The sequence below is a fragment of the Phragmitibacter flavus genome (assembly GCF_005780165.1).
Taxonomy (GTDB): Bacteria; Verrucomicrobiota; Verrucomicrobiia; order Verrucomicrobiales; family Verrucomicrobiaceae; genus Phragmitibacter; species Phragmitibacter flavus.
In genome coordinates this window covers 1-23,073 of the sequence record NZ_VAUV01000007.1, presented here as the reverse complement: position 1 = coordinate 23,073, position 23,073 = coordinate 1, and the positions used below count along the sequence as shown (strand labels likewise).

Genomic DNA, 23,073 nt, shown 5'->3' with positions numbered 1-23,073 from the left:
ATAAATGCTCTTGGAATGGGGTGATTAAGGATTCGCTGGTGCCACCGCTGCTGCCGCTGGCTTCGGATTCACCCGGGACAACTCGGTTTTGTGGGGACCCTTCGTCTCAAACTGTCCGTTTTGCCTGAGGATAATCTCCGTTGAACGATCCGTAGCCGTCACCACCCTGCCGCCGTCCTGCACCTGAGGAAAGTCACGCAAAATGATGTCCCCGCTGCTGCCTTCGTAAGTCGCATGCCGGCAAACCCCAATCTGAATCGCACCGGCGGCGTTGAGCTTCTGAATCACCACTTTGCGCCCCTTGGCAATGGCTCGTTCGATGCCGCTATCCGCCATGGAGTTGCCCGCCGGTTTGTCACCTGGAAGCGCCGGGGCGGCTCCGTGCGCCGGAGCCGGAGGAGCATCCTTCTTGGCCTCACCCTCTTTTTTCATGAACACCTCCAGCGTGTCACAAGTGATGTGAAACTGTGGATTTTGAACTACTACATCATCGCTAAACACCCCGATGGCCTCTTTGGAGTCGAAAAAGGCGGCTCCGCTGCAATTGATCACTGTGCTGTCTCCCACTTTTTTCTTCGGATCTTCCAAAGGAGTGGCGCGCATGGGTTCAGGTTTCGCTCCCGCCACATCGGCAATCGTCACCTCATTGGCCGGAACCAACTTCTCAGCGAGCGCAGACCTCGCCGCAGGAGCGGCGTCGTTCTGTGCCAGCAGAATCTTGCCTTCAGGCGATGCATTCGACATGGCATCCTTCAATCGGGACGATGCCGCATCCAGCCTGGCCTGTTCCACAGCATCCACCGGCATCCGACCCTGGCCATTGCGCGCCTGCACAAACAAACGCTGCGCCCGTGCATCATTGGCCCCCTGCCCCTGTTGCAGATCCCGTTCCACATCGGCACTCTGCTGAGCCTGACGAAACATGCGGGCTGCCTCTTCAGAGACAGTCTCAGCGGTCGCTGACCACGCAGGCAGCGCTAACAGGCAAAAAAGCCAGAAAAGGTTCGAGTTACTTTTTCTCATTGGAAGGTGATGGTTTGGAGGCATCTCCAGATGCAGATGCAGGTGCAGGTGCGACGGGAGCCTCCGGTGTTTGCCCAGATGTTTCAGGAGCCGCAGGCGAGCCATCAGACGTGTCCGCCGCCCCCGGCTTGGACCCCACGAGACTGCTGGTGTTAAATATGATCATCTCCACCCTGCCCGTCATCTTGCCTTGCTGGGTGACGGTGTCAAAAATCATCGAATCACCCTCCATCTGAAAATCCTGCCGGCTGATGCGGCTACGCTCATCACTGCTTAGAATCTGCGTGTTCATGTTGTAATCCGCCAACGGCAGCTGCACCCGCATGTCAGAATCCCGATTCGAACCGTAAAGCCAGATGTCCATCTGCTCCATCGTCATCATCGAATCATCCACCCGCGTCAGACTTTCCGCCTTCAAAATCGAACTCGGAATGCCATCTTTAAAGGAAGGAATCTGCACATCCAGATTCTTGCGACCCAACGGCAGAAGCTGACCAAACGCGCCGAGCCCCTGCACCACGGGTTTCATGTCTTCCTCCATTTCCTTCGCCGGAACCTCTTTGCCCTTCTTCGCTTTCGGCTTGGCTGGAGTGGACCCATTCACAGACTTCACGTCCGTCTTCTTGTCATTCTCCTGCGCCCAACTCAAATTCATGCCTGCAAAAACCAGCATGGCGCAGGCCAGCAGGGGAAGGAACATGGGTCGAGTAAAATTCATGGGCTAATCAGGCAGTCACGACTTCGTGGATACGTTGCAACTGTTGCAATAGTTCAGGCAATTGATCGAGCGGAATTTGATTCGGGCCGTCGGACAATGCCTCGGCAGGATTGATGTGAGTCTCAATAAACACCCCGTCACAACCCGCTGCCACCGCCGCGCGCGCCAGCACCGGAGCCAGTTTGCCATCGCCACCCGTCGCGGTGCCCAGTCCACCAGGCCGCTGGACCGAATGCGTCGCGTCCATGATCACCCTACAACCCAACTCGCGCATCCAGTAAAGAGATCTCATATCCGCCACGAGGTTCTGATACCCAAACGTCGTGCCCCGTTCAGTAAAAGCAAAATTTGCACAACCCACCGACTTCAGCTTGTCGGCAATGTTCTTCACATCCCAAGGAGCAAGGAACTGCCCTTTCTTCACATTCACCGCACGACCACTGCGACCTGCCGCCAGAATCAAGTCCGTCTGCCGACACAAAAAAGCGGGGATCTGCAACAGATCGATCCACTGCGAGGCAATTTCAATGTCCTCCACGCTGTGAACATCCGTCGTCACCGGAATACCATACTCCTCCCCGATCTCCCCCAGCAAACGACAACCCGCTTCGCAACCTGGTCCGCGGAAACTGCCCCCGGCACTGCGATTTGCCTTGTCATACGAGGCCTTAAAAATCCATTTCAGCTTCAATTCGCTGGCAATTTCGTGAATGCGGCGCGCCATGTCACGCACAAATGCCTCACTCTCCATCACACACGGACCGAGAATAAAGACCAACTGGGAACCATCCAGTTTCACACCTCGACCAACGTCGACAATGGGAAGTGAATCGAGGAAACTTGGGGAATGACTGGGCACAGAGAGGAAGAGAATTGAACGCTAAAGACCATTGTAGGACATCCGCCGGGTTGTGACAAACTATTGAAAGCAAACCGGTCCAAAAGTGGCATGACCACCCCGCCAAACGACGGCCTCATCAAGAGTATTCGCCCGTCTTCACGAACTTCACCACCCGGTCCTGATCACCCTTCGCCGCCCAGATCATCCGAAGGAAATCCGCCGGATGGATGCCCACCTCGGAAAGAAACGCCCGGTCTCCGCCGCAGCCAAACATGATGTCCGGATCCATTTCGCCACGCAATTTTGCCTCCGCCTTCGCAATGATTCGCGGCAGCCATGGCACCCCGGCCAGCTCGGCCGCTTTCGGAGGAAGAGAAGCTGCACTCACCACATTGGTGCTCGCCACCCCGCCCTGCTCCACCAAAAAATAATCCCGTCGCACCGCCGCCACCAAAAGCGCCGTCTCCGGCGTTGGCTCGTCCCCCTCTGCGCTGCAGCAGTCCTCCACAAAATCAAAAACTTCACGAGTCGTGTGTCCGATCGACTCCAAAAACATCAAATCATCCTCGTCGAACCACTCTCCGAACTCCTGATTGCCCTCTTCGTATTCGTCGCAGCAGCTGACAAACAGTTCGCCGAAACGGGTGGCCCAATGGTAGGTATCGCTCATAAAAATGGAAAAGGAGAAAATGCAGTTGCTTGCCGGGAGGCATGCGCAACATAAAAGCGACCCCTCAAGGCGTCAAACGAACGTATCATGTCAGCACCCCGCCCCACCCGTCGAATTCCAGGCTTCTCATGGTGCCTCAATCTGCCGCTTCGCTACGGGAAAGCCAATGCCGCGCTCCTCGCCACCCTCGCCGTGGCTCTCATCAGCGGCCTGATTTATTTGGCGGAAGCCGAAAATCCCTGGGGCAAAACCGTCCAAAAACGCCTCACCAAAGGGCAGGAACTGCAACTGAACGAATGGATCATCATCGGCCTCTGGTGGGCCGTTCTCGCCAGCGCCGTCATCCTTGTTGTGCTGCTCATCACCCATCGTTGGTGGCTTCCCAAGATCATCACAAAGGAAGTCGACGCTCCCAAGCCACGATCCAACCGCCTCTGGCTCGTCCCCATCCTCGCCGCCATGGCCATCTGCCTTTGGCAGGGCATTCCCCGACTCTCGCAAAGTCTCTGGAATGACGAAGAATATGCCATGCGTCGTTTCGCTCACGGTGCCTGGGAAACCCAGAAGGACGGCACTCTCGCCTTCACCCCCGTCACCTGGAAGGAAACGCTGTTCTCCAACCGGCTTATCAACAACCACCTCGTCGACTCCTTGCTCACCCGCCTAAGCCTCAACACCTGGCGCACCGTCACCGGAGCACCTCGTGAAGCCTTCAGCGAAACCGCCGTGCGTTTGCCTTCGCTGCTCGCCGCGCTCGCCTCCATTGCCCTCGTCGCCTGGCTGGGAACCCAAGTCGGCTCCCCCCTCCTCGGTGCCGCCTCCGCCATTCTGCTCGCCTTCATCCCCTGGCATGTCCACTACGCCACCGATGCCAAAGGTTACAGCGAACTGATGTTTTTCATCCTGCTTCACACCGTCGGCCTCATCAAAGCCCTGCAAACCAACCGCATCCGCTGGTGGCTGCTTTTCGGCCTCAGCGAAGCCGCCTATCTCCTCTGCTTCCCCGCCTCCATCTACCTCGCCGTCGTCACCAATTTGATCGTTCTCATCGAACTCCTCCGCAGCCGACGCTTCAACATCATTCCCACCCTCATCGCCTTCAACCTCATCGGAGCCATTCCCGTCATCATCTGGGCCGCCCCCAGCATCCCCCAGGCCCTCCTCCATCTCAGCAAAGCGGAAACCGGCCTCCATCCCATGGACAGCGCCTGGTTGCGCGACCTCTTCTGCTCCCTCTACCTCGGTTTCGGCTATCAAAATCTCCTGCCCGACCAGCATTTCGGCACCAGTTGGACCGCCTTCCGCGACACCACCCCCTGGCTGCTCCACACCGGCTTCGCCATCATTCTGATCCCCCTTCTCGCCCTCGTCGGACTCATCGCCGCCTGCTGCAAAAACATCACCGCACGCCTCGCCATCGTAGCCCCCCTCCTCGCCGCCGCCCTCTCCTTCGCCCACAACTCCGCCAACAACAGCCCCATGGTCGTCTGGCACTACGTATTCATCCTCCCTTCCCTTGCCCTACTCATCTGCCTTGGCATCACCACCCTCGCCAGAAACCATCGCCTTCTCGCCCCCATTCTTCTGACCCTCATCATCGCCGCCTACGCCTACAGCGTTCACGACGCCACCCAACTCAAACGAAACCACGACCGCCAGCCCATCCGCCAAACCGCGCAGTGGATCAACCAACAATCCACCAACTCTCTCGTCGCCACTTGGGGCGTCAGCGACAACCAATCCGCCAGCTACCTGCCCAGAGCTCGCGTCCTCGATAACCTCGACGAGCTCCTCGCCCTCGAGTCCGAGGCCCGTTCCCAAAAACTCCCCCTCTTTGTGTTCTTCTGCGGCGAAGTCACCGCCACCACCCAGCGCAATCCCGACCTCACCCAGCACATCCGCGAGTCCGGGCACTACCTGCCCGTGGCCGAATTCAAAGGCCTCGAAGAACTCTTCAGCTATCGCATTTTCAAGTGGCAGCCCAAGCTCACCGAGACTCCGCCACCTCCTGCGCCTGCTTCTGAGCAGCCACCAACTGCGACCTCACTTCAACAATCGGCAGTTCCTGACGTTTCCGATCCTTAAACACGCTGATCGTCTTCCACCCCGCCTGCTGTGCCATTTCCAGCGCCTCCAAATGACGATCCCCCACCCGGTGCGGCACGTGTGAATCCGAGCCAATCACCAGCGGAATCCCCCGCTGCGCCATCATCGCCAGCATCTGGGGCCCCGGATTCATCTCCTTGAAAACCTTGTTTAATCCCGAGGTGTTCAGCTCCATCGCCACCCCCGTTTTCGCAATCCGGTCCAGCGACGCCGCAATCGTCTCCTCCCAGTCCTCAAAACGCCACAACCCCGGCATGAAATTTTTGATCAAATCCGGGTGCGACAGGCAATCAAACAACCCCGTCTCCGCCGAAGCCGCCAGATTCTCAAAATACGAAACTCTGAACCCCTTTTCATCCGTGTCCCCATACCGATCCCGATACTCCGACCCCTGCCAGTGCACCGATCCCAGCACATAATGCAAAGGAACCATCGCATGCAGCTTCTCCGCCCACTCCTCCATCCCCGGAAAATAATCGCTCTCCAGCCCCAGCCTCACTTCCAGCCGTCCCTCATAGACCTTCCGACACCGCTCCACCAGCACCACATACTCTTCAAACTGCCCCAGATCCATCCGCACCTGCGGCCAAAATCCGTCTGGCATTGGCCCGTGACAGGTAATGATCATCCCCTTCAATCCCCGCTGCAACGCCATCTCCGCATACTCCTCCGGCTCGCCAAATGCATGTTTGCACAATGTCGTGTGCATGTGTGAATCCACATAAATCACCTCATCCTTCATCATCTCAGTCATTATATAAAAATTACGTAACAATCATCGCCCCGGGCTCACTCAACTCCTACTGCCTACTGCCTACTGCCTACTGCCTACTGCCCACTGTCATTTCTCCTCCCACAAAAAATGTTCCAGCCGGATGCGCGTCGCACGCGACTCCGCCTCCGTTGCCCGCTCCCCACCGACCGCCACCATGCGATCCGCCAGATCCGCCGCCGCCTGCCACTGCCGGCCCTCCTCCATCAGATCCAACGCGGCAAATCCCGCCCGGTAAAACCACTGATACTCCAACGGATTCATCGCGTCCGCCTGCACTGAATCCAAACACGCCTCCACCACCTTGTAATAAGCCTCGAGCGCCTCCGCATTCCTGCCCGCCTGCCGATAACACCTTGCCAGCATCACCCACGCACGACAACGCGTCTCCCGCTTCGCCGCCACATCCTCCGCGACCCCCTCAAACACCTGCTGAGCCTCCTCCAGCCGCTTCGCATCGGTCCGCCCCAACAATTCCAGCAACTCCCCGCGCTCCAGCAACAAGGAATGCCGCTCCTCCACCGGCAGATCCTTCACCAGCAGCAAATTATCAATCACCGGCAGCGCCTCCGACTCCTTGCCCTGCCGGCGCTTCGCCGCCGCCTGCTGCCGTTGCGCCTCCCTTGCCAGCGGTCCCTTCATCTCCACCACCTGCGCCCATAACGTCAACGCCCGCTCCGCTCCCTCCGTTGGCAGATTCATCGCTGACTTCCCGGCAAAAAACAACGCCACCTCCGCAAAAGGCGAACCCGGCGTTTCCTGCTCCACCAACTCAAACTCCGCCTCCGCCTTGGCGAAATCCTCCAGTCGATAAAACGCCTGCGCCATCTTCATGCGCACCTCATCCCGTCTCGTCGACTTCGGCCAGTTCTTCAAATACGCATTCCCCACCTCCGCCAGTTCCGCCAGATTCCCCTCCGCCTCGCACAACCACAACCGCGCATACTCCAGCGCCTCCAGCATCACCTCCGGCAACGGCGAAATCTTCTGCGCCGCATCCAAAGCCGTCCGCGCCGTCCGCGCCCTCGTCGGCACCGACAACAAACAAAACTCCGCCAGCGCCAGATGCGCCTCCGCCAGCCTCGGATGCTGCGGATACTTCCCAATAAACTCCTGCAACGTCGTCTCCGCGGCCACGTCCCGCTGCGCCGCCAGCGCCAGTCCCCTCTCGATCAACAAATGCGCCGCCTGATCCCGCGGCACATTCATCATGTTGCGCGCATTCGACTCCGGCAGCACTGACTCCGGCTTGCTCAACTCCGCCATGCATTGCCGATACACCTGCTCCTGACCCATCCTCGTCGCACACACCGCCTTGTTATAAAGGGCCAGCACCCCCAGCGTCAATTCATGCGCCGTGTTCGACGCCCGCTCAAACAACTCCATCGCCTCCGGAAATTCCTGCCGCTCAAAAAACACCATCGCCGCCAGGTAATCCACCATGTCCTCCCCCCCTGTTCCATAACGCCTGCGCCACTCATTCGCCAGCTCCAAAACCCGCGCATCATTGCGCAACGTCCCATGCACCCCCATCAACAAACGCAACGCCTCATTGGCTCGCTCATGCAGCGGATACCGCCTGAAAAACTCCTCCAAAAGCTCCATCGCCTCCTGATGTCGTTTCCCCTCCATCCGGTTCAACGCCAGATAATACAAAGCCAGCGCGTGCCGACTCCGCACCTGCTCGTTCTTGGACCATCGCTCATACGCCGGCAACGTCAAAGTAGCCTCCGATTCCGGCATGCGCACCCCATCCAGGACCGCAAAGGCCGGCTCATGCGCATCGCTCTCCGCATCCTCATTGAGAAACCTCAGCATCGTCCTCTCCGCCTCCTGCGGATTCCCCAACAACACAAACGCCTCCGCCATTCGCACCTGTGCTGAATCTCTCAACCGTTTGTTGATCCCCGACTTCGCCCCTTCCTTTGCCAGCGATCTCAACACCGAAAGCGCCCGTCTCGTCTCCCCTGTCTGCATCCACGCACACCCCCGCAAAAACAGCACCTCCCGATCCTCATCCTCATTCTCCCCTTCAAGTCGCTTCAAAACATTGGCCGCCCTGCCCGCCACAATGTCCGACTCGTTCCACAACAGCCAGGCCCTGCGCGCCATCCCTGCGTCTTTTGAACTCATCAAATCCTGCAACTCCCGCCTCCCCGGATTCTCCCTGCCCTGCGCAATGGTCGACTTCGCCATTGCCATCCGGGCCAGTTCTGCATGTTTCCCACCTGACTCCAGGTAAGCCTTCAACTGCAACTCCGCATCGCGAAATCGACGCACCAGCAACAACGCCTGCCCCCGGTAAAACCCCCACTCCGTCCAATTCTTCTCACCCGTCTCCTCCAAAAAGCTCAATGCCCGATCCCCCTGTCCCGACCTCAGCCAGGCATCCACCAACCGCTCCGCCATTTTCACCTTCGCCTTCCCCGTCATCCCCTTTTCATTCCACAATCGTTCAAACCTCACCGCCGCCACTTCGTGCTGTCCCTCTGCCGAAGCCCGCAAAGCCGACTGATATTCCGGCCGATCCACCAGCGCCTGCGTTCCCGCCGCCATCATCATCCAACCCAGCACACCCCAGCTCCACGCGACCAAAGTCCCGTTAAAACCATCGAATTTTCGCCCCAAGAACAGCATTCCGCCCACTCTGCCCCATCAAGCAAACCCCATCAAGAGAAAGCAAGATCATGAAAGGATAAAGCCGCACGCATAGCCAAGGAGGGGCGTTCTCCAGAACGCCGTCAGTAGTCAGCAGGCAGATCATGAAAGGATAAAGGCTAAGGGATAAAGGATAGACCCGGCACGAGCCATCCAACATTCGGCACAGCGATCCGGCAAAGGGACCGCGAAGTTGCACTTCGCATCACCATCCAAACCTCCCACGTCCCCTTCCATCCCCCTCGGCCCCAACCGCCTACTCCCATTTTAGCCTTTATCCCTTATCCTTTAGCCTTTTGAAACTCCCTTATCCTTTAAGCGCCTTCCTCAAAAACCTTCCCGTCGCACTCCCCTCACATGCCGCCACCACCTCCGGCGGCCCCTCCACCACCACCTGTCCGCCATTCGTCCCCCCGCCCGGCCCCATGTCCACGATCCAGTCCGCACACTTGATCACATCCAAATGGTGCTCCACCACAATCAACGTATTCCCCGCATCCCTCAACCGCATCAGCACCACCAACAACGTCTCAATGTCCGCAAAATGCAGCCCCGTCGTCGGCTCATCCAAGATATAAACCGTCCGCCCCGTCGCACGCTTCGCCAGCTCCGCCGCCAGCTTCACCCGCTGCGCCTCCCCCCCCGACAACGACGCCCCACTCTGACCCAACTTCACATACCCCAACCCCACCTGCTCCAGCGCATGCAGCTTCGGAAAAATGTTCGGACTCTTCTCAAAAAACCGCGCCCCCTCCGCCACCGTCATCTCCAGCACCTCAGCAATATTCCGCCCCTTAAACGCAATCTCCAGCGTCTCCGCATTATACCTCATCCCCCGGCACTGCTCACACGTCACCTGCACATCGCTGAGGAAATGCATGTCGATCGTCAGCACCCCGTCCCCCCCACCCTTCTCGCCTCGTCCCCCCGCCACATTAAAGCTGAACCGGTTCGCCGAATACCCCCGCACCCGCGCCGCCGGCAACTGCGCATACAACTCCCGGATCGGCGTAAACGCCCCCGTATAAGTCGCCGGATTCGACCTCGGACTCCTCCCAATCGGCGACTGATCAATCACCACCACCTTGTCGATCCCCGCCATCCCCGAAATCCGCTCATGCTTCCCCGGCTCATCCTTGGCCGAATGAAAATGCCGCATCAACGCCCGTCGTAAAATCGTGTCCACCAGCGACGACTTCCCGCTCCCCGACGCCCCCGTCACACAAACAAAACACCCCAGCGGAAATCCCACCGTCACGTTCTGCAAGTTGTGCTCCCTCGCCCCATGCACCGTCAGCCAGGCGTCGTCAAAGTCGGAAGTCGGAGGTCGGAAGTCGGAAGTATTCCCGAAAAGTTCCCCCACCTCCGCCTCCCGCCCTCCCCCCTTCGAAGTTCGACGTTCAGCGTTCGACGTTCGACGTTCCCCACTTCCGACTTCCGACTTCCCACCTCCGACTTCCCACCTCCTCGGTGCAACCCGATGTTTCGGCACCGCAATTTTGAGCCTTTCCCCCAAAAACCCTCCCGTCACCGAATTCCCATCCGCCATCACCTGCTCCGGCGTCCCCTGCGACACAATCCTCCCCCCATGCGGACCCGCACCCGGCCCCAGCTCAATGATCCAGTCCGCCGCCCGCATCGTCTCCTCATCATGCTCCACCACCAGCACCGAATTCCCCAAATCCCTCAATCGCTTCAGCGTCCCGATCAACCGCTCATTGTCCGCCGGATGCAGCCCGATGCTAGGCTCATCCAGCACATAAAGCACCCCCGACAACCCTGCCCCAATCTGCGACGCCAATCGAATCCTCTGCGACTCCCCACCCGACAACGTCCCGCTCTCCCGATCCAGCGTCAGATACCCCAACCCCACCTCACTCAAAAACTCCAGCCGCTTCACGATCTCCCCCTGCAACTCCGCACAATACACCCGCTGCTGCTCCGTCATCACCAACCCCCGCATCCACTCCATCGCCCCACTCACCGACAACCCCGTAAACTCATCAATCCCCAACCCCGACTCCTTCTCACCCTCCCCTCCACCAAACAACCGCACCGCCAGCACCTCCGGCCGCAATCTCCGCCCCCCACACACCTTGCACGGCAGCGCATTCATGAACCTCGCCAGCATCGCCCGCAGCTTGTCCGTCTTCGTCTCCGCCATCAACCGCTCCGCCTGAATTAGTAAACCCTCAAACGGCTTCGCCAAACTCCGCCTGCTCGAATCAATCTTCCACCCCGTCGGCACCGCCACCTCCCCCGTCCCATAAAACAACGCCTCCTTAAACTTGTCCGGCAAAACCTTGAACGGCACCTCCATGTCCACCTTGTAAACCCTCGCCAGTCCCTCAATCGCCCGATCATGCAGCCCCTTCAACCTCGGCTGCCGCGCCCACCACGACTTCACCGCCCCATCCTTCAGCGACTTCGACTCATCCGGCACCAACAAATGCCGATCCGCCGCCATCACCGTCCCCACCCCCTCACACTCCGGACACGCCCCCACATGCGTGTTAAACGAAAAATGCTTCGGCGTAAAATCCTCCAACACCAACCCCGTCGACGGATTCGCAAACGCCGTCGTAAAGCTCCTCACCTCCCCATTCCCCAGCAAAAACCGCACCTCATGCCGGTTCCACTTAAGCGCCGTCTCCAGCGACTCCATCAGCCTCCCCCGAATCCCCTCCCGCACCACCAGCCGGTCAACCACCACCTCAATCGAATGCGGCTCCGACCTCACCGTCTTGATCCTCTCCTCCAGCTCATGAATCTCCCCATCCAGCCTCACCCTCACAAACCCCTGCCGCTGCAATTTTTCAAACAACCCCCGGAAATCCCCCTTCTCATGCTCCACCACCGGCGCCAGCACCACCAGCTTCTCCCCTTCTCGCAGCGCCAGCATCACATCCGCAATCTCCTTCGCCGTCATCTTGTGCAGCGCCTCCCCCGTCACCGGATCATGCGGTCTCCCCGCCGCCGCATACAACACCCGCAGATAATCGTAGATCTCCGTCACCGTCGCAATCGTCGACCGCGGATTATGCGCCACCGTCCGCTGTTCAATCGCCACCGCCGGCGACAACCCATCAATAAAATCCACCTCCGGCTTGTCCATCTGATCCAGGAACTGCCGCGCATAAGCCGACAAACTCTGCACATACCTGCGCTGCCCCTCCGCATACAGCGTATCAAATGCCAGCGACGATTTTCCTGATCCACTCACCCCCGTCAAAACCACCAACCGATCCCTCGGCACATCCACGTCAATATTTTGCAAATTGTGCTGCCTCGCCCCCCGCACCCTGATCACTCGGATCCCCGGATCACGCAAAAGTGCTGGTTCTGGCGGAGCCAGCCCACTCAGTTTGGAATCAGCAACATCATCAATCTTCGGCATAACGGGATTCCCAACATGCCCTGCAATCCCCGATCCATCAACTCCCACCGCAAACCGGGACCGCGAAGTTTCACTTCGCCTCTATTCGAAACCCCATTGTAGGGCGACCACTCCAATCGCCCTACAAAATCAGATTCGTCACCACGCCTCCCTGCCAATCCCCACCCCCTTTCCATACCGATTCAATCCCCCTGCACCTCCCTAGAATGTCTGCTCTCTCGAATGAATGTGAAAAACGAATCTGTTTCTTCTGCTGTGGATCGTGATTTTCTCAGATGAGGTATCGAGAAGAGTCATGTATGGAGTGACCGAGGTTGGCCACGGCACCTCTATCAGCTCCATTTATTTTGGACTGCTCTCCAAGCATCGTGAAATCGGTCCAAATACTCCTTCCATTCTGAATCATCGCATGAACAGCTCGATATCCACCGCTCATTCTTAATCGGGACTGGAACAGCTCCGAGTCTAATCTCTAGCCAAGAAGGTTGATATCCATCGTAACTCCAAATTTTCAATAATTGGCCATCGGAAAAGAAGAAGTGCTCGGCGCCTCTGCTTTGAAAATTGTGATGCTCAAATACCAATTCCCCAAACTCCTCTGGCATGTGAGTCGTAGCAGATAGGCCTGACACCTTAACTCCAGGAGGTGAAAACATATCTCTTTCAAATAAGAGGACATAACTACGTCCAAATCTGGAATTAAATCGCCAACGGCGTTCTATCGGACACACTTGGCGATAGTTCTGCCAGCGGCGCGCAAATTTCTTGTTCAATGGGTTCACTATTTGATCGTAAAGTCCGTTGGTGCGACATCATTATAGTCGGAATTAAGGGACGAGCAAATAGTGTCTTTCGGGTCGGGGGCAGGAATCGAACGCTTCTCGAATCTTCTCTATGCACGCGAGTCGATTTTGTGGCAGCACGCTGGCCATGCAAAGTTGGGCGAACGATGAGCGCATGCACCACTACCAGCGGCGGCACACGTCGATCACGGGGTTGAGGTTGTAATCAGGTGAAATCATCGAAACTGAACGGCTGGTAGTGGTTGCACGATGCGCTTTGTTCGGCATTCCGGTTATTCTTCTCGGTTCTCCCTCGGCTCAGACAGCAGAGCCTCAAACGACGCGAATGTCTCCTTGAAAGTGTAGCTCTCCATGTAGAGCAACTTCCCAAACCCCTCGGGGGACAAATCGAGGTAGAGGTAGCCACCAAGCAAGTTCCCTCCTATGTGTAACAGAGATTTCTCCGGGATGCCCATACGCCCCTCTTCGTCGTTCCGCAGCACATCTTCCGCTGTAAGGATCTCATCGATCACTCCAGACCTCGGAGACTCGAATATGATGGCATCCTCAAGGAGTTTGTCGGTGGCACTGATGAAGTAGTCACGATAGGCGGTTGGTAGGGCAACTCCGATCCGCCCTTCAAGACTCTGAACTTGGCTGTGGTTCATATTCTCTGCCGAACGTTAGAGGCCATGCGGCGCCGGGGCAAGCGCCCAAAATTCATCAGACGGCTTCCTCGGCGTCGCATGTGCCGGCTTGTTCGCTGATTGGGTTTGTTGGCTAGTGGTGCAGGAAGGCACCAAAGCCGTCATTCCGGAGAATCTCAAGCTGCCGGGGCGTGACCCAGACCGTAATCGATATGCCACCAACTGTAGCGCCGAGCAAATGATGAGGAGGACGAATCCCAATGCTGGAGAGATCGGCCCATGTGAGGAATATGCAAGATGTGCGAGGCACAGGAAGCCATGGTTGCAGGCTGATCCCGCCTAGGTTGGATGTCACCCTCAAGAAGCAATCTCGTATGGCGAAGAATGAGGAACCCATCTCGACTCGGTGGGCAATGAAGGTGCTCAGTCTTCGATGGGGGACGGCTGGGGTCACGGGTAGCGAATCCCAAACCATCTTCCGCAGATGTAGCCAAGAGAAGCAAGCATACGAATAATAGGCTGCTACCATCAGGAGCAAGCCCGCAACGAGTCCGAGAGCTGGATAAAGGAAACTCATTCTGGAAAGCGATTTATTCTTGGCGAACGTCAATTTGCTCTAATTGTCCGTCCCTTAGTTGTCCCCTGTCTTTTTGCAACCTGTTCTTTAACAGAGACCAAGCTCTAGGTGGATTCATCCGTCGCACGGCGCAGATCATAGACCCGCCACCAAAGCAGCAGATAAAAATAGGCCATGATCGCCGCCACAGGGCCACCGCCCTGACTTTGCGGCCAGCGGATCATCGTCCTGAGAAACAAAAACGTCGACCACAGAACCACCAAGCCCACAATCGCCAAAACCACCTTCCGGCCCGTCTCGGCTGACATGAACGGAAACAGACTCAATGCTGGATATCCGAAAGCGAGGATAACAAAGATAGGGAAAATGTAGGCCGCGGAAGACATCGAACGGGGTCCAAAGGCGTTCGCCATCTGGATGTCAAAAAATAGAGGAAATACCCGTATCAACACAGAGCCAAAACTCAGAATGGCAAATGACCATGCAGCGATCAGGTAGCGGCGGCGAGACGGCGTCTCCGACAGCGATGCCACGATGATGATCGCGATCAGGATCACGCACACCGTGGTCCAATAGGATAGATAGACTCCAAACATAAGAGAATAAATGGGGGTTAAAGCTGCCAGTATTAGGAGATGGCGACGACAAAGGGAAGAAAAAATTCGCGGTATCAAGGGACAGACAAATAGTGTCTGACAAATATTGTCTCCCAGCAGCCCCGTTGGTTGGCACCAGCGCCTTGAGCGTTCGCCCTTGGTGGGCGTTTATCGCCGCCTGATGGCTTGAATCGTGGAAGCATCATAATCGGTGTCCGGTGTGAAAGTCTTCGCTCGTGATCGGAGAGCACGCAGCCGTCCCTTATACTCGTCCTCAAATGATCCTAAATCAAACTTCCGTATAATTGTCATCAACTGTCCAAACCATTCGCGGAAAGCCTCGGCCTGTGGCCTTGTCATTGCAATCTGGCCGTAGGTGTATCCATCTGCGCGACACTGGAAAGCTGACTCACATCGACTGACCATCGAAATGAAGCCTCCAAAATCGATGCTGTCCGGACGGCTCAAGAACAGAATCATCACTGACGGAACAAAATATCGAAATGCGACCGAACTCATGTAGGTGATGTCCTCTCCCAAAGAATGCCCGAAGAACTCAAGCGCCTCGACGTCGTCTCTGGTCAGATGGCCCCAGTTCTTGTGGACGAATGGCCCATCAATGCCGCCATTCGGCGAAAGTAGTTCGGGTGTCGGTCGGGGACAGGAATCGAACGCTTCTCGAATCTTCCCTATGCACGCGACTCGATTTTGTGGCAGCATTCTGGCCATGCAAAGTTGGGGGAACGTTGAAGTGGACTCAGGGCTGAAAGCCCTTGAGTCTCACGCCTTGTTCTGTGGTGGTTTGTTGTGTGCGACGCGACGCAAGCGTAATCAAGCTCTGCTCGATATTGTCTCCGTCGTTCCAGATTTGATCTATAAACTCCGCATCGATCTTCTCGATAGCACGGCGAAGCCGCTCAAGGTCAGCGTCATCCAGAATGAAGTCTGAAATCTCTTCCTCCGTAGTCGGTAAATTCCGACTTTCAAACTGAGCGAGAACAAGCCTTCCAGGAATTGCGATTGTCGCCACGCCGAGTCTCTCGAAGGCGGCGACACCACGGGGCAAGCTCGAGAGGTAGGTTCCGTTGCAGACATCTGAAAATCCGTTCCCGAGTCCGAGCCAGAGGTCGTAGCAACGCTTGAAATCCCGTTGGGCTTCCGAGAGGTCTCCGTCGTCCAGGCCCAAGATGAAGGTGCCAGCGTCGTAGAGTGACATGCGATCGGTAATCCGCGAAAAGAGCTTCTCTGGCGTTTCAGCAGTCATCATTTTTCACAGAACATTGAAGTGAGCTCAGGGCTGAAAGCCCTTGAGCTCCACGCCTTGTTAGCTTTGTTGGTTCTCGGGCAGCGCAGGATCGAGGCTCCAGAAGGACTCGTGTAAACCATCTATAGGCCACGCCATCGGTTGGTCTTCCGTATCCAACTGGCGCAGACTCCATCGGACGTATTCCTCTCCTGTATCAGGATTCGAATTCTGCGGAACGGAGGTGTAATCCTCAAGGAGATAGCAAACCTCGCGAAGCGATTCAGCCTGCTTGAATCTAACGAGCTCCGTCATCGCCTCCCTGCTCACTCCGGCGTCGAGCATCTGTTGCAGAGCCTTCGCGTGCGGGGTATCAGCCGAATGCTTCAATTCATAGTCGATCCAATTCGTCGTCCCCGCGCGGGTGACGCAATCCCACATCGCACGAATCACCAAAAATCGCCCAAGCTGAGGAATTCCTTCGTTAATCTGAGAACTTGCCCATGATGCGGGATTGCTCACGCCCAGCCTGCGGAAAATCTCAGTGAGTTCGTCTTGTGTCATTTTTTAAGCTAACGTCTAGCTCATCCACGGCGGGGATGGAAGCCTGAATTCAAACAGGAGTGTTACCCGCCGTTGGATGGAGCGGCTTGTTGTGCCCGTTGTTGTCTCGTGTCTCGTGCATTAGTGAAGCTCGATCTCCCAGTCTTCGTAGGCAGGCACAACCGAAAAGCTTGAGTCGCAGTATGCGCGTATCGAATCAGTCGCCCTCTTCTCAGCATGCTTCAAATTCGTCACGTTCCCTTCCTCGTCGTATTCCAATACGTTGGCAAAAATCGCATAGCACAACTCGATAGCGCTCGGCTCAGATCCGTAGAGGTCGATGTAGTCGACGCCTTCCAGCATGTAGTGGGTGCCGCTCGACATGAAATACGAAAATGTTCGGATTGCGCCGCTAACGCCAGATGGGAGTCTCATAATTCTTGGCACAACGTTTAAGTGATGTCATCCCCGACCGAGCGGGCGGATGGATTGAAATAATGATGCTCGAATTGCCTACGAGCGTCAACCGCACAGCGGTTGGGGATTGATCATCCACGACTTGTTCACTCCGGTTTCGCTGACGACAGGATCTCGCGAAGGTCGCTGCCGCGGTTGATCGGCTGGGCCTCATCATGAGAAAGCTCCCAAATAGAATCCATGCTGTTACGTATCGCAAGATAGTTGCCCTCATCATCTCGGGCTACGACAATGAACTGATTGTCGTCAATAATGATCTCGGAGTTGCCGTCGGGAGCTTCCCATGTCCACTCACCAATCTGAACTGTCTTGTATAGCTGAAAAAGACATTCAAGATCTGGCAGTCCCGGAAGTTCGAACTGAGGATCGCCGTTCGGTCTTTCTCCTGCCGTCTCACGAATCCAGTCGTGCAATGAAGAAGTCAGCGCGGAGTAGTCACGCTCGGTCAAGATCGGAACACCAGCCGGATCCCAACCATCGTCCACGGAGTAATGAAGCACCGAAAGCCGCGGGAATCGACGTGCGGGTGCTTCGCAAACTAGGCGCCAGAGCCAGCCATCAACAATAAACAGTCGAGTGGAAATCGGTTGGCGCCCATTCGCCACCAAAGGGGCCAAAGGAAAATCAATAGTCGGTGCTGTAGGAATTAGTGGAACCTTGGCCGCGTTGAAGGCGAATCCAAGTGCGACCTGATTCTTATTGAGGTCGGAAAGCTGTGATCGATGGGTTAAAGCGGAAAACGAGACCTTGCCTTTGGAGATCACCTTTCTCACCTCCGAAAGAGTGGGATGATCAAAACCAATCAGCTGCGGCAGTAGGGAGATCAGTTTCAATCTCGGAATCATTATTTGAGCGAACAGAAGGTTAATACAACGTTTTGTAGAATAATATCACCCTATATGTTTCAAATTTGTCGATTTATCGAGATCAAACTGAATTGGGGCTGCAAAATAACACGGATATTCGGGTGTTATTCTTCAAAAATGGAGATTTAGGCGAGGATTTGCGTGTTATTTAACACTTCAAATAACAAAATTCTTGATAGTATCAAGGGATCAATATCGCGGGAAAGACAATTACTGTCTGTGTGTCAGACCATTGGAATCTGAACCATGTAAGCGCCAATTTGCCCATCCCAAATCGCTTTTGGAATTCTCCAAATCTGAATCGGAACCTTCCAACTCCCTTGGGAACATCGAAAATCCCTTTTGTAGCCCTTCAACTCCCTTCTGCGCCTTTCCAAATCCAATTTGGAACCTTCCACTTCCTTTTTGTAACGCTCCAAATATCTTTTGCCGCGCTCAAACGCCCTCTTGTAACCCTGCAACTCGCATTTGGAACAGCGCAATTCTCTTTTGGAACCCTCCAAATGCCTTTTGGAACGTCGTCATTCCCTTCTGTCGCCTTCCAAATCCCTTTTTGAGCCTTCCAAATTCGATTTGGAACTCCCAACTCCCTCCTGGAAAGCGACACTTCGCCTTTGGAACCCTCCAAATCCGCTTTGGAACGCGGCAAATGCTTTCTACAACCCTACCGAATCCAATTGGAGCGGTCCAACTGACAGTTCCAACGCTCCAAATCCTTTCCACAACCGCGCATCAACAAGACAGAACCCGCTCCTGAAGAGGCGCGCGTTCAATTAGTCGCACTTACGCGATCCTCATCGGACGCCGATCCATTAAAATCTACTGTTTTACAACTGCACCGCTTTCGCTTTCAGCACGTCGAAGGAAAAAATTTCCTGCAACCAAACCTCATATCCCCCTACTACCCCTATGCCTACCAGCCCCATCCCCGTCAACGATTCCGCCCTGGTCACCTGGCTCCCCGCGTTCGCCAACAAGTTCGCGCTTCACGCCACGACCTTGAATTACGATGCCGCCGCCGTCAGCGCCGTGCAGGCAGATTGCACCGCCCTTCTCTACGAACTGCAAACCCGCGTCCCCGCCATGCGCAACTACCTCGCCAGCGCCATTGCCTACAAGGACCTCCTCAGCGATGGACCCGAAGGCAGCCCCGCCAACCCTCCCACCACCCCGGCCATTGCCGCCGCCCCACCGAGCGTCGGCCCCGGTGTGTTGGTCCGACTCCGCCGCATCGCCCAGGAAATCAAAAAGAACCAGAACTACAGCGACGCCATCGGAGCCGACCTCGGCATCAACGCCACCCCCGGCGGCACCAAACCCACCGCCCCCACCTTGACCCTTGAAAAAGCCACCGCCGGCAACGTCATCATCCGCTGGAACAAATCCGGCTGGTCGGGCATCAAAGTGCAAAGCCGCAACCCCGCCGCCGCCTCGTGGACCGACCTCGGCACCGACATGTTCAGCCCCTTCGTCGACACCCGTCCCATCGAAACCCCCGGTCAGCCCCAGGTCCTCGAATACCGCGCCTGCTACCTCATCTCCGACCAACCCACCCTCGAATGGAGCAGCGTCCTCGTCGTGACCGTCAGCCCTTCGTGAGATGGGAACCGCCACGTGACCGACGGCAGCCCCGGGAGCGCCGCCGTCCCGGGCGGCTACCAAATCCCCGGCACAACGCGCGTAATCTAATCCGGATTCACGCTTCGCCGTCGGATCAAGGAGCCGCCCGGGACGGCGCTCCCAAAGGAAGCCTTAGAAGCGTCTCCATAGCCAAATGTCCCCGTAGTCTGAACAAAGAGTTCCGCACCTCACAGTGGATTCGTCTCTTGTTCAGATAACCATCAAGGGCGTCCCTCGCCCCCGCCGTCGCCCGGATCGACCTCAGTATCCCCCGTTCTCAATCCCTTCGTCGACACCCGTAATAATACCAAAAATCCTCACACCCTCCACCCGGGCCACCACCCAACCCAACCCCAAACAAAGAGACGCCCCATTTCAGATGGCCTCTCCAATTCAAGCCGCTTTTGACGAGCCCAACAGGCTGCTGGAAAATTTGTGCCTAATGCAATCCAAATTTTTTGGGTGCCCAGCCCTGGCCGGTGCGACTTTTTCCATTGGCACCACATTTTTTGTTTGCCATAAGTATTAGCTTATCTTATCAAATGTCGAACCCCATGCAATGAGAAACGACTGACATTCCCCACGTGTCGAAGTTCCAAGCTCATGGCGTTTCGCTTATGAGCCACCTGTGTCCTTGCCCTCCAACACTCGATAGAAAATGTCAACCACAATGAAAATACAAGTTTTCAACTTCTGCTCGGTCGCCGCGTTTGGGATATTCTGCGCCGCATCGTCTGTTTCCGCTCAGTCCTACATCGGACATGCCACCGACAATGTCATTTCCCTGATTGACACCGCCACAGGGGCCTCCTCGACCTTCTACAGCGGCACAGGCATGAATCTCAACGGACTCGCGTGGAGTGAGGCAAACCAGCGCTTTTACGTCATCGACACCACAGATCCGGCTGGCCAACGCTTTTACTCGATCGATCCACTTGACCCGATGGCTTCTTTGACGGACGAAGGAATCCTTCTGAACTCGTTGGGCAATCAACTCGCCTTCCCCGTCTATGGAGCAACCATCGACAACAGTGGCTCCGGCTTGTATCTGGGAATCGTAACAACGTCCTCCATTCTCAGCACCTGGACTCTTGATGGCGGCAACGCTGTCAGTCAGACGACGTTAAATTTAGGATCGACCGGCTGGTCAGGCCTCCAATTGGGAGACCTTAGCATCGACGGCAACGGAGCCCTCTGGATCTCGGCAACAAACATCAACATCACCCAGACAGCACTCCTGCGCTATTCGAGCGTCGCCGCAGCGATCGCCGGCAATGCCCCGACAGTATTCCATTTCAACACCTCCTCAGCAGCCTCCCTCATGAATGGACTCGGTTATGATCCTTTAACCGATACCCTCCACGGTTTTAGAGCAGTCAACGGTTCGTTCTTCGAGATCGACCAGACAACCGCAGTGGTCTCGGTTATAAACAATACCAATCCCCTCTTCGACCTGCAGGGAGACCTCAGCGATGCTTTCGTCGCGGCCGTTCCTGAGCCCTCAAGCGCCCTCTTCACCGCCGTGGCTGGCATGATCATTCTCCTCCGCAGAAGAAGGCCAGGTTTCGCCCGCTGATAAGACACCCGGACACAGCCGTCAAATCCGCAAATCAACGGATTTGAACTGACGCGTTATCCTTCGGTTTCCTCCTGTCGCAGAGGCAACCTCCTTTACAAACCCCCATCCCGTCACTACCCGACCCATACAAGCCCCCCACCGACCATCACTCCCCATGGTCTCGCATCAGCTCCTCGACCATTCGAGCACTCCAAATTAAATCCATCGGACCAACCAACCATACCGCGTTCCCATAAAACGCTCGCAAAGTCTTGTTCTGATTTTCCGATTCAATTGTCCGGCCCTTTGTTCGACTAGGCATCAAAGTGCAAAGCCGCAACCCCGCCGCCGCTTTCTGGACCGACCTCGGCACCGCATGTTCAACCCCTTCGCCGACACCCGTTCCATCGAAACCCCCGGTCAGCCCCAAGTCCTTGAATACCGCGCCTGTTGCCTCGTCTCCGACCAACCCACCCTCGAATGGAACAGCGCCTAATCTCATTCGATTTCACGCTTCGCCATCGGATGAAAGGCCGCCCGGGACGGCGGCGCTCCCAATATCAGCCATCGGGCAAAGACACATGCAGGCCATGTGGCACCTCGGGGTAAAACATTCACGCCGAGAGCGTCATGTCGCATCCCTACCGCATCTTTCTTGAGCACCAAAGGTGCGCCCCCACGACAGCCTGGGGCAACGCCCTAGGTATATTGGCAACCCACCATCCATGAGGGCTGAAGGCCCGCTCTATCACCCTCCCATCGCCGACGGCCACCGGCCAACGCAGACGCGAAACCGTCATCGACTCCCCTTCTTCTCCGCCCGTTCCAACGCTTCCGCACGGCTTCGATCCTCCGCCGCCAACATCTCGACTGGAACCACCAACCCATCCATAAAGTCGCTCCTGAAATAGGCTTTGCCATCCAACACCCGAACGAATCTCCCACGGAACGATTCGCCATCCTTCTTCTTCCAAACCGAAACTCCATCCTCCAAAAATGGCGACTCACGCCCCGTGGGTTCCTCAAATACGACCCTGACTCCATCATCCACCTTGGCAAATAGGAAACACAAACTCATCCCTTCCGGATCATTCTCATCCTTCGGACTGATATTGATAAACGCCAACGGGATGCCCGGGGATCTTCTCAAAATTCCCATCGTCAAACTTCCCATCACGTAATCATGAAAATCCTTCTCCTTCAACGACCAAACCTCCACCTCTCCAATCCCGGATTTGAAATGCGCTTCAAACATCTCTTTCATGTCCACACGAGTCTCCTGAGCATATTCGTTTTCCGACGCAAAATAGAACAGCTCATAAAACCCCTTTTGCCCTTCTTCAAGCAACCCCTTCCTGGCGATCTCCTCAAGATCGACCATCCGCTTTGGCGGGTCTGCAAAACATGAATGAACCCATCCACAACCCGCAAAAGCCAAAGTTAACATCAAGTAATACAGCCTCATGCGTCTGCACATTACTGCAACTTCACTCTCATGGTAAAGGTTTGGCTGTGATTTTCCGACCAGCCCACCCTCGAATGGAGCAACGTCCTCGGCGTCACCGCCAACCCTGCTTGACGCCCTATCTCGTTGGGTGGAGACGGCGCCCCCGGGAACGCCGCCGTCCCGGGCGGCTACCTAATCCCTGGCACCACGTGCCTAATTCGATTCGAATTGTCGGATGAAAGGCCGCCCGGGACGGCGGCGCTCCCAATATCAGCCATCGGGCAAAGTCACATGTAGGCCATGTGGCACGTCGGGGTAAAACATCACGCCGAGAGCGTCATGTCGCATCCCTACCGCATCTTTCTTGAGCACCAAAGGTGCGACCCCACGACAGCCTGGGGCAACGCCCTCGTTGTTACACACAACTTAAATAATTGGGCTGCCCGGGATTTTGCCGGTATAAGCTGGAGATGAGCGGAAGCGATGACATCGAGCCTTGGGCCAAACTTGAAATCGAACAGTCCAACTGTGG

The 23,073-nt window shown here is 56.3% G+C and carries 18 protein-coding genes; 3 read left to right on the top strand and 15 right to left on the bottom strand.

Annotation, left to right across the window (positions count from 1 at the left end; genetic code table 11):
* Positions 1–24: 24 nt before the first annotated feature.
* From FEM03_RS10035 to FEM03_RS24375, 4 genes are all read right to left on the bottom strand, one after another.
* Positions 25–924 carry an LptA/OstA family protein gene (locus FEM03_RS10035; RefSeq protein WP_166442757.1) on the bottom strand — a complete coding sequence of 300 codons (900 nt, stop codon included), beginning with the start codon at positions 922–924 and terminating at the stop codon, positions 25–27.
* 85 nt (positions 925–1,009) lie between these two features.
* Positions 1,010–1,741, bottom strand: coding sequence for an LptA/OstA family protein (locus FEM03_RS10030; protein ID WP_138086122.1), 732 nt, complete (start codon positions 1,739–1,741; stop codon positions 1,010–1,012).
* A gap of 7 nt (positions 1,742–1,748) precedes the next feature.
* Positions 1,749–2,600 (bottom strand): 3-deoxy-8-phosphooctulonate synthase, encoded by an 852-nt coding sequence (gene kdsA, locus FEM03_RS10025; protein WP_338089867.1) that lies wholly within the window; start codon positions 2,598–2,600, stop codon positions 1,749–1,751.
* Positions 2,601–2,718: 118 nt separating this feature from the next.
* Complete coding sequence (locus FEM03_RS24375; protein ID WP_166442756.1) at positions 2,719–3,252, bottom strand: hypothetical protein; 534 nt, start codon at positions 3,250–3,252, stop codon at positions 2,719–2,721.
* 87 nt (positions 3,253–3,339) lie between these two features.
* On the opposite strand from FEM03_RS24375, the gene FEM03_RS10010 reads away from it, so the two are divergent.
* Positions 3,340–5,337 carry a glycosyltransferase family 39 protein gene (locus FEM03_RS10010; RefSeq protein ID WP_138086120.1) on the top strand — a complete coding sequence of 666 codons (1,998 nt, stop codon included), beginning with the start codon at positions 3,340–3,342 and terminating at the stop codon, positions 5,335–5,337.
* Here the strand turns inward: FEM03_RS10010 and FEM03_RS10005 are convergent.
* The 10 genes from FEM03_RS10005 to FEM03_RS09960 all read right to left on the bottom strand — a co-directional run bounded on the left by FEM03_RS10005 (position 5,240) and on the right by FEM03_RS09960 (position 17,883).
* The gene (locus tag FEM03_RS10005; protein WP_240772735.1) at positions 5,240–6,112 is read right to left on the bottom strand and encodes a histidinol-phosphatase; all 873 of its coding nucleotides are present in this window, start codon (positions 6,110–6,112) and stop codon (positions 5,240–5,242) included. The two genes, FEM03_RS10010 and FEM03_RS10005, sit on opposite strands and share 98 nt — an antisense overlap.
* A gap of 87 nt (positions 6,113–6,199) precedes the next feature.
* On the bottom strand, positions 6,200–8,758 hold the full coding sequence (locus FEM03_RS10000) for a tetratricopeptide repeat protein (RefSeq protein WP_166442755.1): 2,559 nt from the start codon (positions 8,756–8,758) through the stop codon (positions 6,200–6,202).
* Positions 8,759–9,095: 337 nt separating this feature from the next.
* Positions 9,096–12,185, bottom strand: coding sequence for an excinuclease ABC subunit UvrA (locus FEM03_RS25145; RefSeq protein ID WP_138086118.1), 3,090 nt, complete (start codon positions 12,183–12,185; stop codon positions 9,096–9,098).
* 1,075 nt (positions 12,186–13,260) lie between these two features.
* Positions 13,261–13,635 (bottom strand): SMI1/KNR4 family protein, encoded by a 375-nt coding sequence (locus FEM03_RS09990; protein WP_138086117.1) that lies wholly within the window; start codon positions 13,633–13,635, stop codon positions 13,261–13,263.
* A 660-nt stretch (positions 13,636–14,295) separates the two neighbouring features.
* Positions 14,296–14,787: a hypothetical protein gene (locus tag FEM03_RS09985; RefSeq protein ID WP_138086116.1), complete on the bottom strand. Its 492-nt coding sequence runs from the start codon at positions 14,785–14,787 to the stop codon at positions 14,296–14,298.
* A gap of 168 nt (positions 14,788–14,955) precedes the next feature.
* The gene (locus tag FEM03_RS09980; RefSeq protein ID WP_138086115.1) at positions 14,956–15,516 is read right to left on the bottom strand and encodes a hypothetical protein; all 561 of its coding nucleotides are present in this window, start codon (positions 15,514–15,516) and stop codon (positions 14,956–14,958) included.
* A gap of 28 nt (positions 15,517–15,544) precedes the next feature.
* Positions 15,545–16,054 carry a hypothetical protein gene (locus tag FEM03_RS09975; protein ID WP_138086114.1) on the bottom strand — a complete coding sequence of 170 codons (510 nt, stop codon included), beginning with the start codon at positions 16,052–16,054 and terminating at the stop codon, positions 15,545–15,547.
* A gap of 57 nt (positions 16,055–16,111) precedes the next feature.
* Complete coding sequence (locus FEM03_RS09970; protein WP_138086113.1) at positions 16,112–16,594, bottom strand: hypothetical protein; 483 nt, start codon at positions 16,592–16,594, stop codon at positions 16,112–16,114.
* Positions 16,595–16,714: 120 nt separating this feature from the next.
* Complete coding sequence (locus FEM03_RS09965; protein WP_138086112.1) at positions 16,715–17,008, bottom strand: DUF7677 family protein; 294 nt, start codon at positions 17,006–17,008, stop codon at positions 16,715–16,717.
* A gap of 128 nt (positions 17,009–17,136) precedes the next feature.
* Complete coding sequence (locus tag FEM03_RS09960; RefSeq protein ID WP_138086111.1) at positions 17,137–17,883, bottom strand: hypothetical protein; 747 nt, start codon at positions 17,881–17,883, stop codon at positions 17,137–17,139.
* A 942-nt stretch (positions 17,884–18,825) separates the two neighbouring features.
* On the opposite strand from FEM03_RS09960, the gene FEM03_RS09955 reads away from it, so the two are divergent.
* Both FEM03_RS09955 and FEM03_RS09950 read left to right on the top strand, forming a co-directional pair.
* Positions 18,826–19,515, top strand: a complete 690-nt coding sequence (locus FEM03_RS09955; RefSeq protein ID WP_138086110.1) for a hypothetical protein — start codon at positions 18,826–18,828, stop codon at positions 19,513–19,515.
* A 679-nt stretch (positions 19,516–20,194) separates the two neighbouring features.
* Positions 20,195–21,112, top strand: coding sequence for a PEP-CTERM sorting domain-containing protein (locus tag FEM03_RS09950; protein WP_138086109.1), 918 nt, complete (start codon positions 20,195–20,197; stop codon positions 21,110–21,112).
* Between the two features lie 778 nt (positions 21,113–21,890).
* Here the strand turns inward: FEM03_RS09950 and FEM03_RS09945 are convergent.
* A complete protein-coding gene (locus FEM03_RS09945; RefSeq protein WP_138086108.1) occupies positions 21,891–22,475 on the bottom strand; it encodes a hypothetical protein in 585 nt (194 codons plus the stop codon).
* Positions 22,476–23,073: the final 598 nt, after the last annotated feature.

Excerpts from the sequence above, each read along its gene's own strand:
- FEM03_RS09950 (WP_138086109.1), top strand. The coding sequence starts at position 20,195 with ATGTCAACCACAATGAAAATACAAGTTTTCAACTTCTGCTCGGTCGCC.
- FEM03_RS09985 (WP_138086116.1), bottom strand. The coding sequence starts at position 14,787 with ATGTTTGGAGTCTATCTATCCTATTGGACCACGGTGTGCGTGATCCTG.
- FEM03_RS25145 (WP_138086118.1), bottom strand. The coding sequence starts at position 12,185 with ATGCCGAAGATTGATGATGTTGCTGATTCCAAACTGAGTGGGCTGGCT.
- FEM03_RS10030 (WP_138086122.1), bottom strand. The coding sequence starts at position 1,741 with ATGAATTTTACTCGACCCATGTTCCTTCCCCTGCTGGCCTGCGCCATG.
- FEM03_RS09980 (WP_138086115.1), bottom strand. The coding sequence starts at position 15,516 with ATGGCCAGAATGCTGCCACAAAATCGAGTCGCGTGCATAGGGAAGATT.
- FEM03_RS24375 (WP_166442756.1), bottom strand. The coding sequence starts at position 3,252 with ATGAGCGATACCTACCATTGGGCCACCCGTTTCGGCGAACTGTTTGTC.
- FEM03_RS10010 (WP_138086120.1), top strand. The coding sequence starts at position 3,340 with ATGTCAGCACCCCGCCCCACCCGTCGAATTCCAGGCTTCTCATGGTGC.
- FEM03_RS09955 (WP_138086110.1), top strand. The coding sequence starts at position 18,826 with ATGCCTACCAGCCCCATCCCCGTCAACGATTCCGCCCTGGTCACCTGG.
- FEM03_RS09990 (WP_138086117.1), bottom strand. The coding sequence starts at position 13,635 with ATGAACCACAGCCAAGTTCAGAGTCTTGAAGGGCGGATCGGAGTTGCC.
- FEM03_RS09970 (WP_138086113.1), bottom strand. The coding sequence starts at position 16,594 with ATGACACAAGACGAACTCACTGAGATTTTCCGCAGGCTGGGCGTGAGC.
- FEM03_RS09965 (WP_138086112.1), bottom strand. The coding sequence starts at position 17,008 with ATGAGACTCCCATCTGGCGTTAGCGGCGCAATCCGAACATTTTCGTAT.
- FEM03_RS10035 (WP_166442757.1), bottom strand. The coding sequence starts at position 924 with ATGTTTCGTCAGGCTCAGCAGAGTGCCGATGTGGAACGGGATCTGCAA.
- FEM03_RS09975 (WP_138086114.1), bottom strand. The coding sequence starts at position 16,054 with ATGATGACTGCTGAAACGCCAGAGAAGCTCTTTTCGCGGATTACCGAT.
- FEM03_RS09945 (WP_138086108.1), bottom strand. The coding sequence starts at position 22,475 with ATGGTCGATCTTGAGGAGATCGCCAGGAAGGGGTTGCTTGAAGAAGGG.
- FEM03_RS10005 (WP_240772735.1), bottom strand. The coding sequence starts at position 6,112 with ATGACTGAGATGATGAAGGATGAGGTGATTTATGTGGATTCACACATG.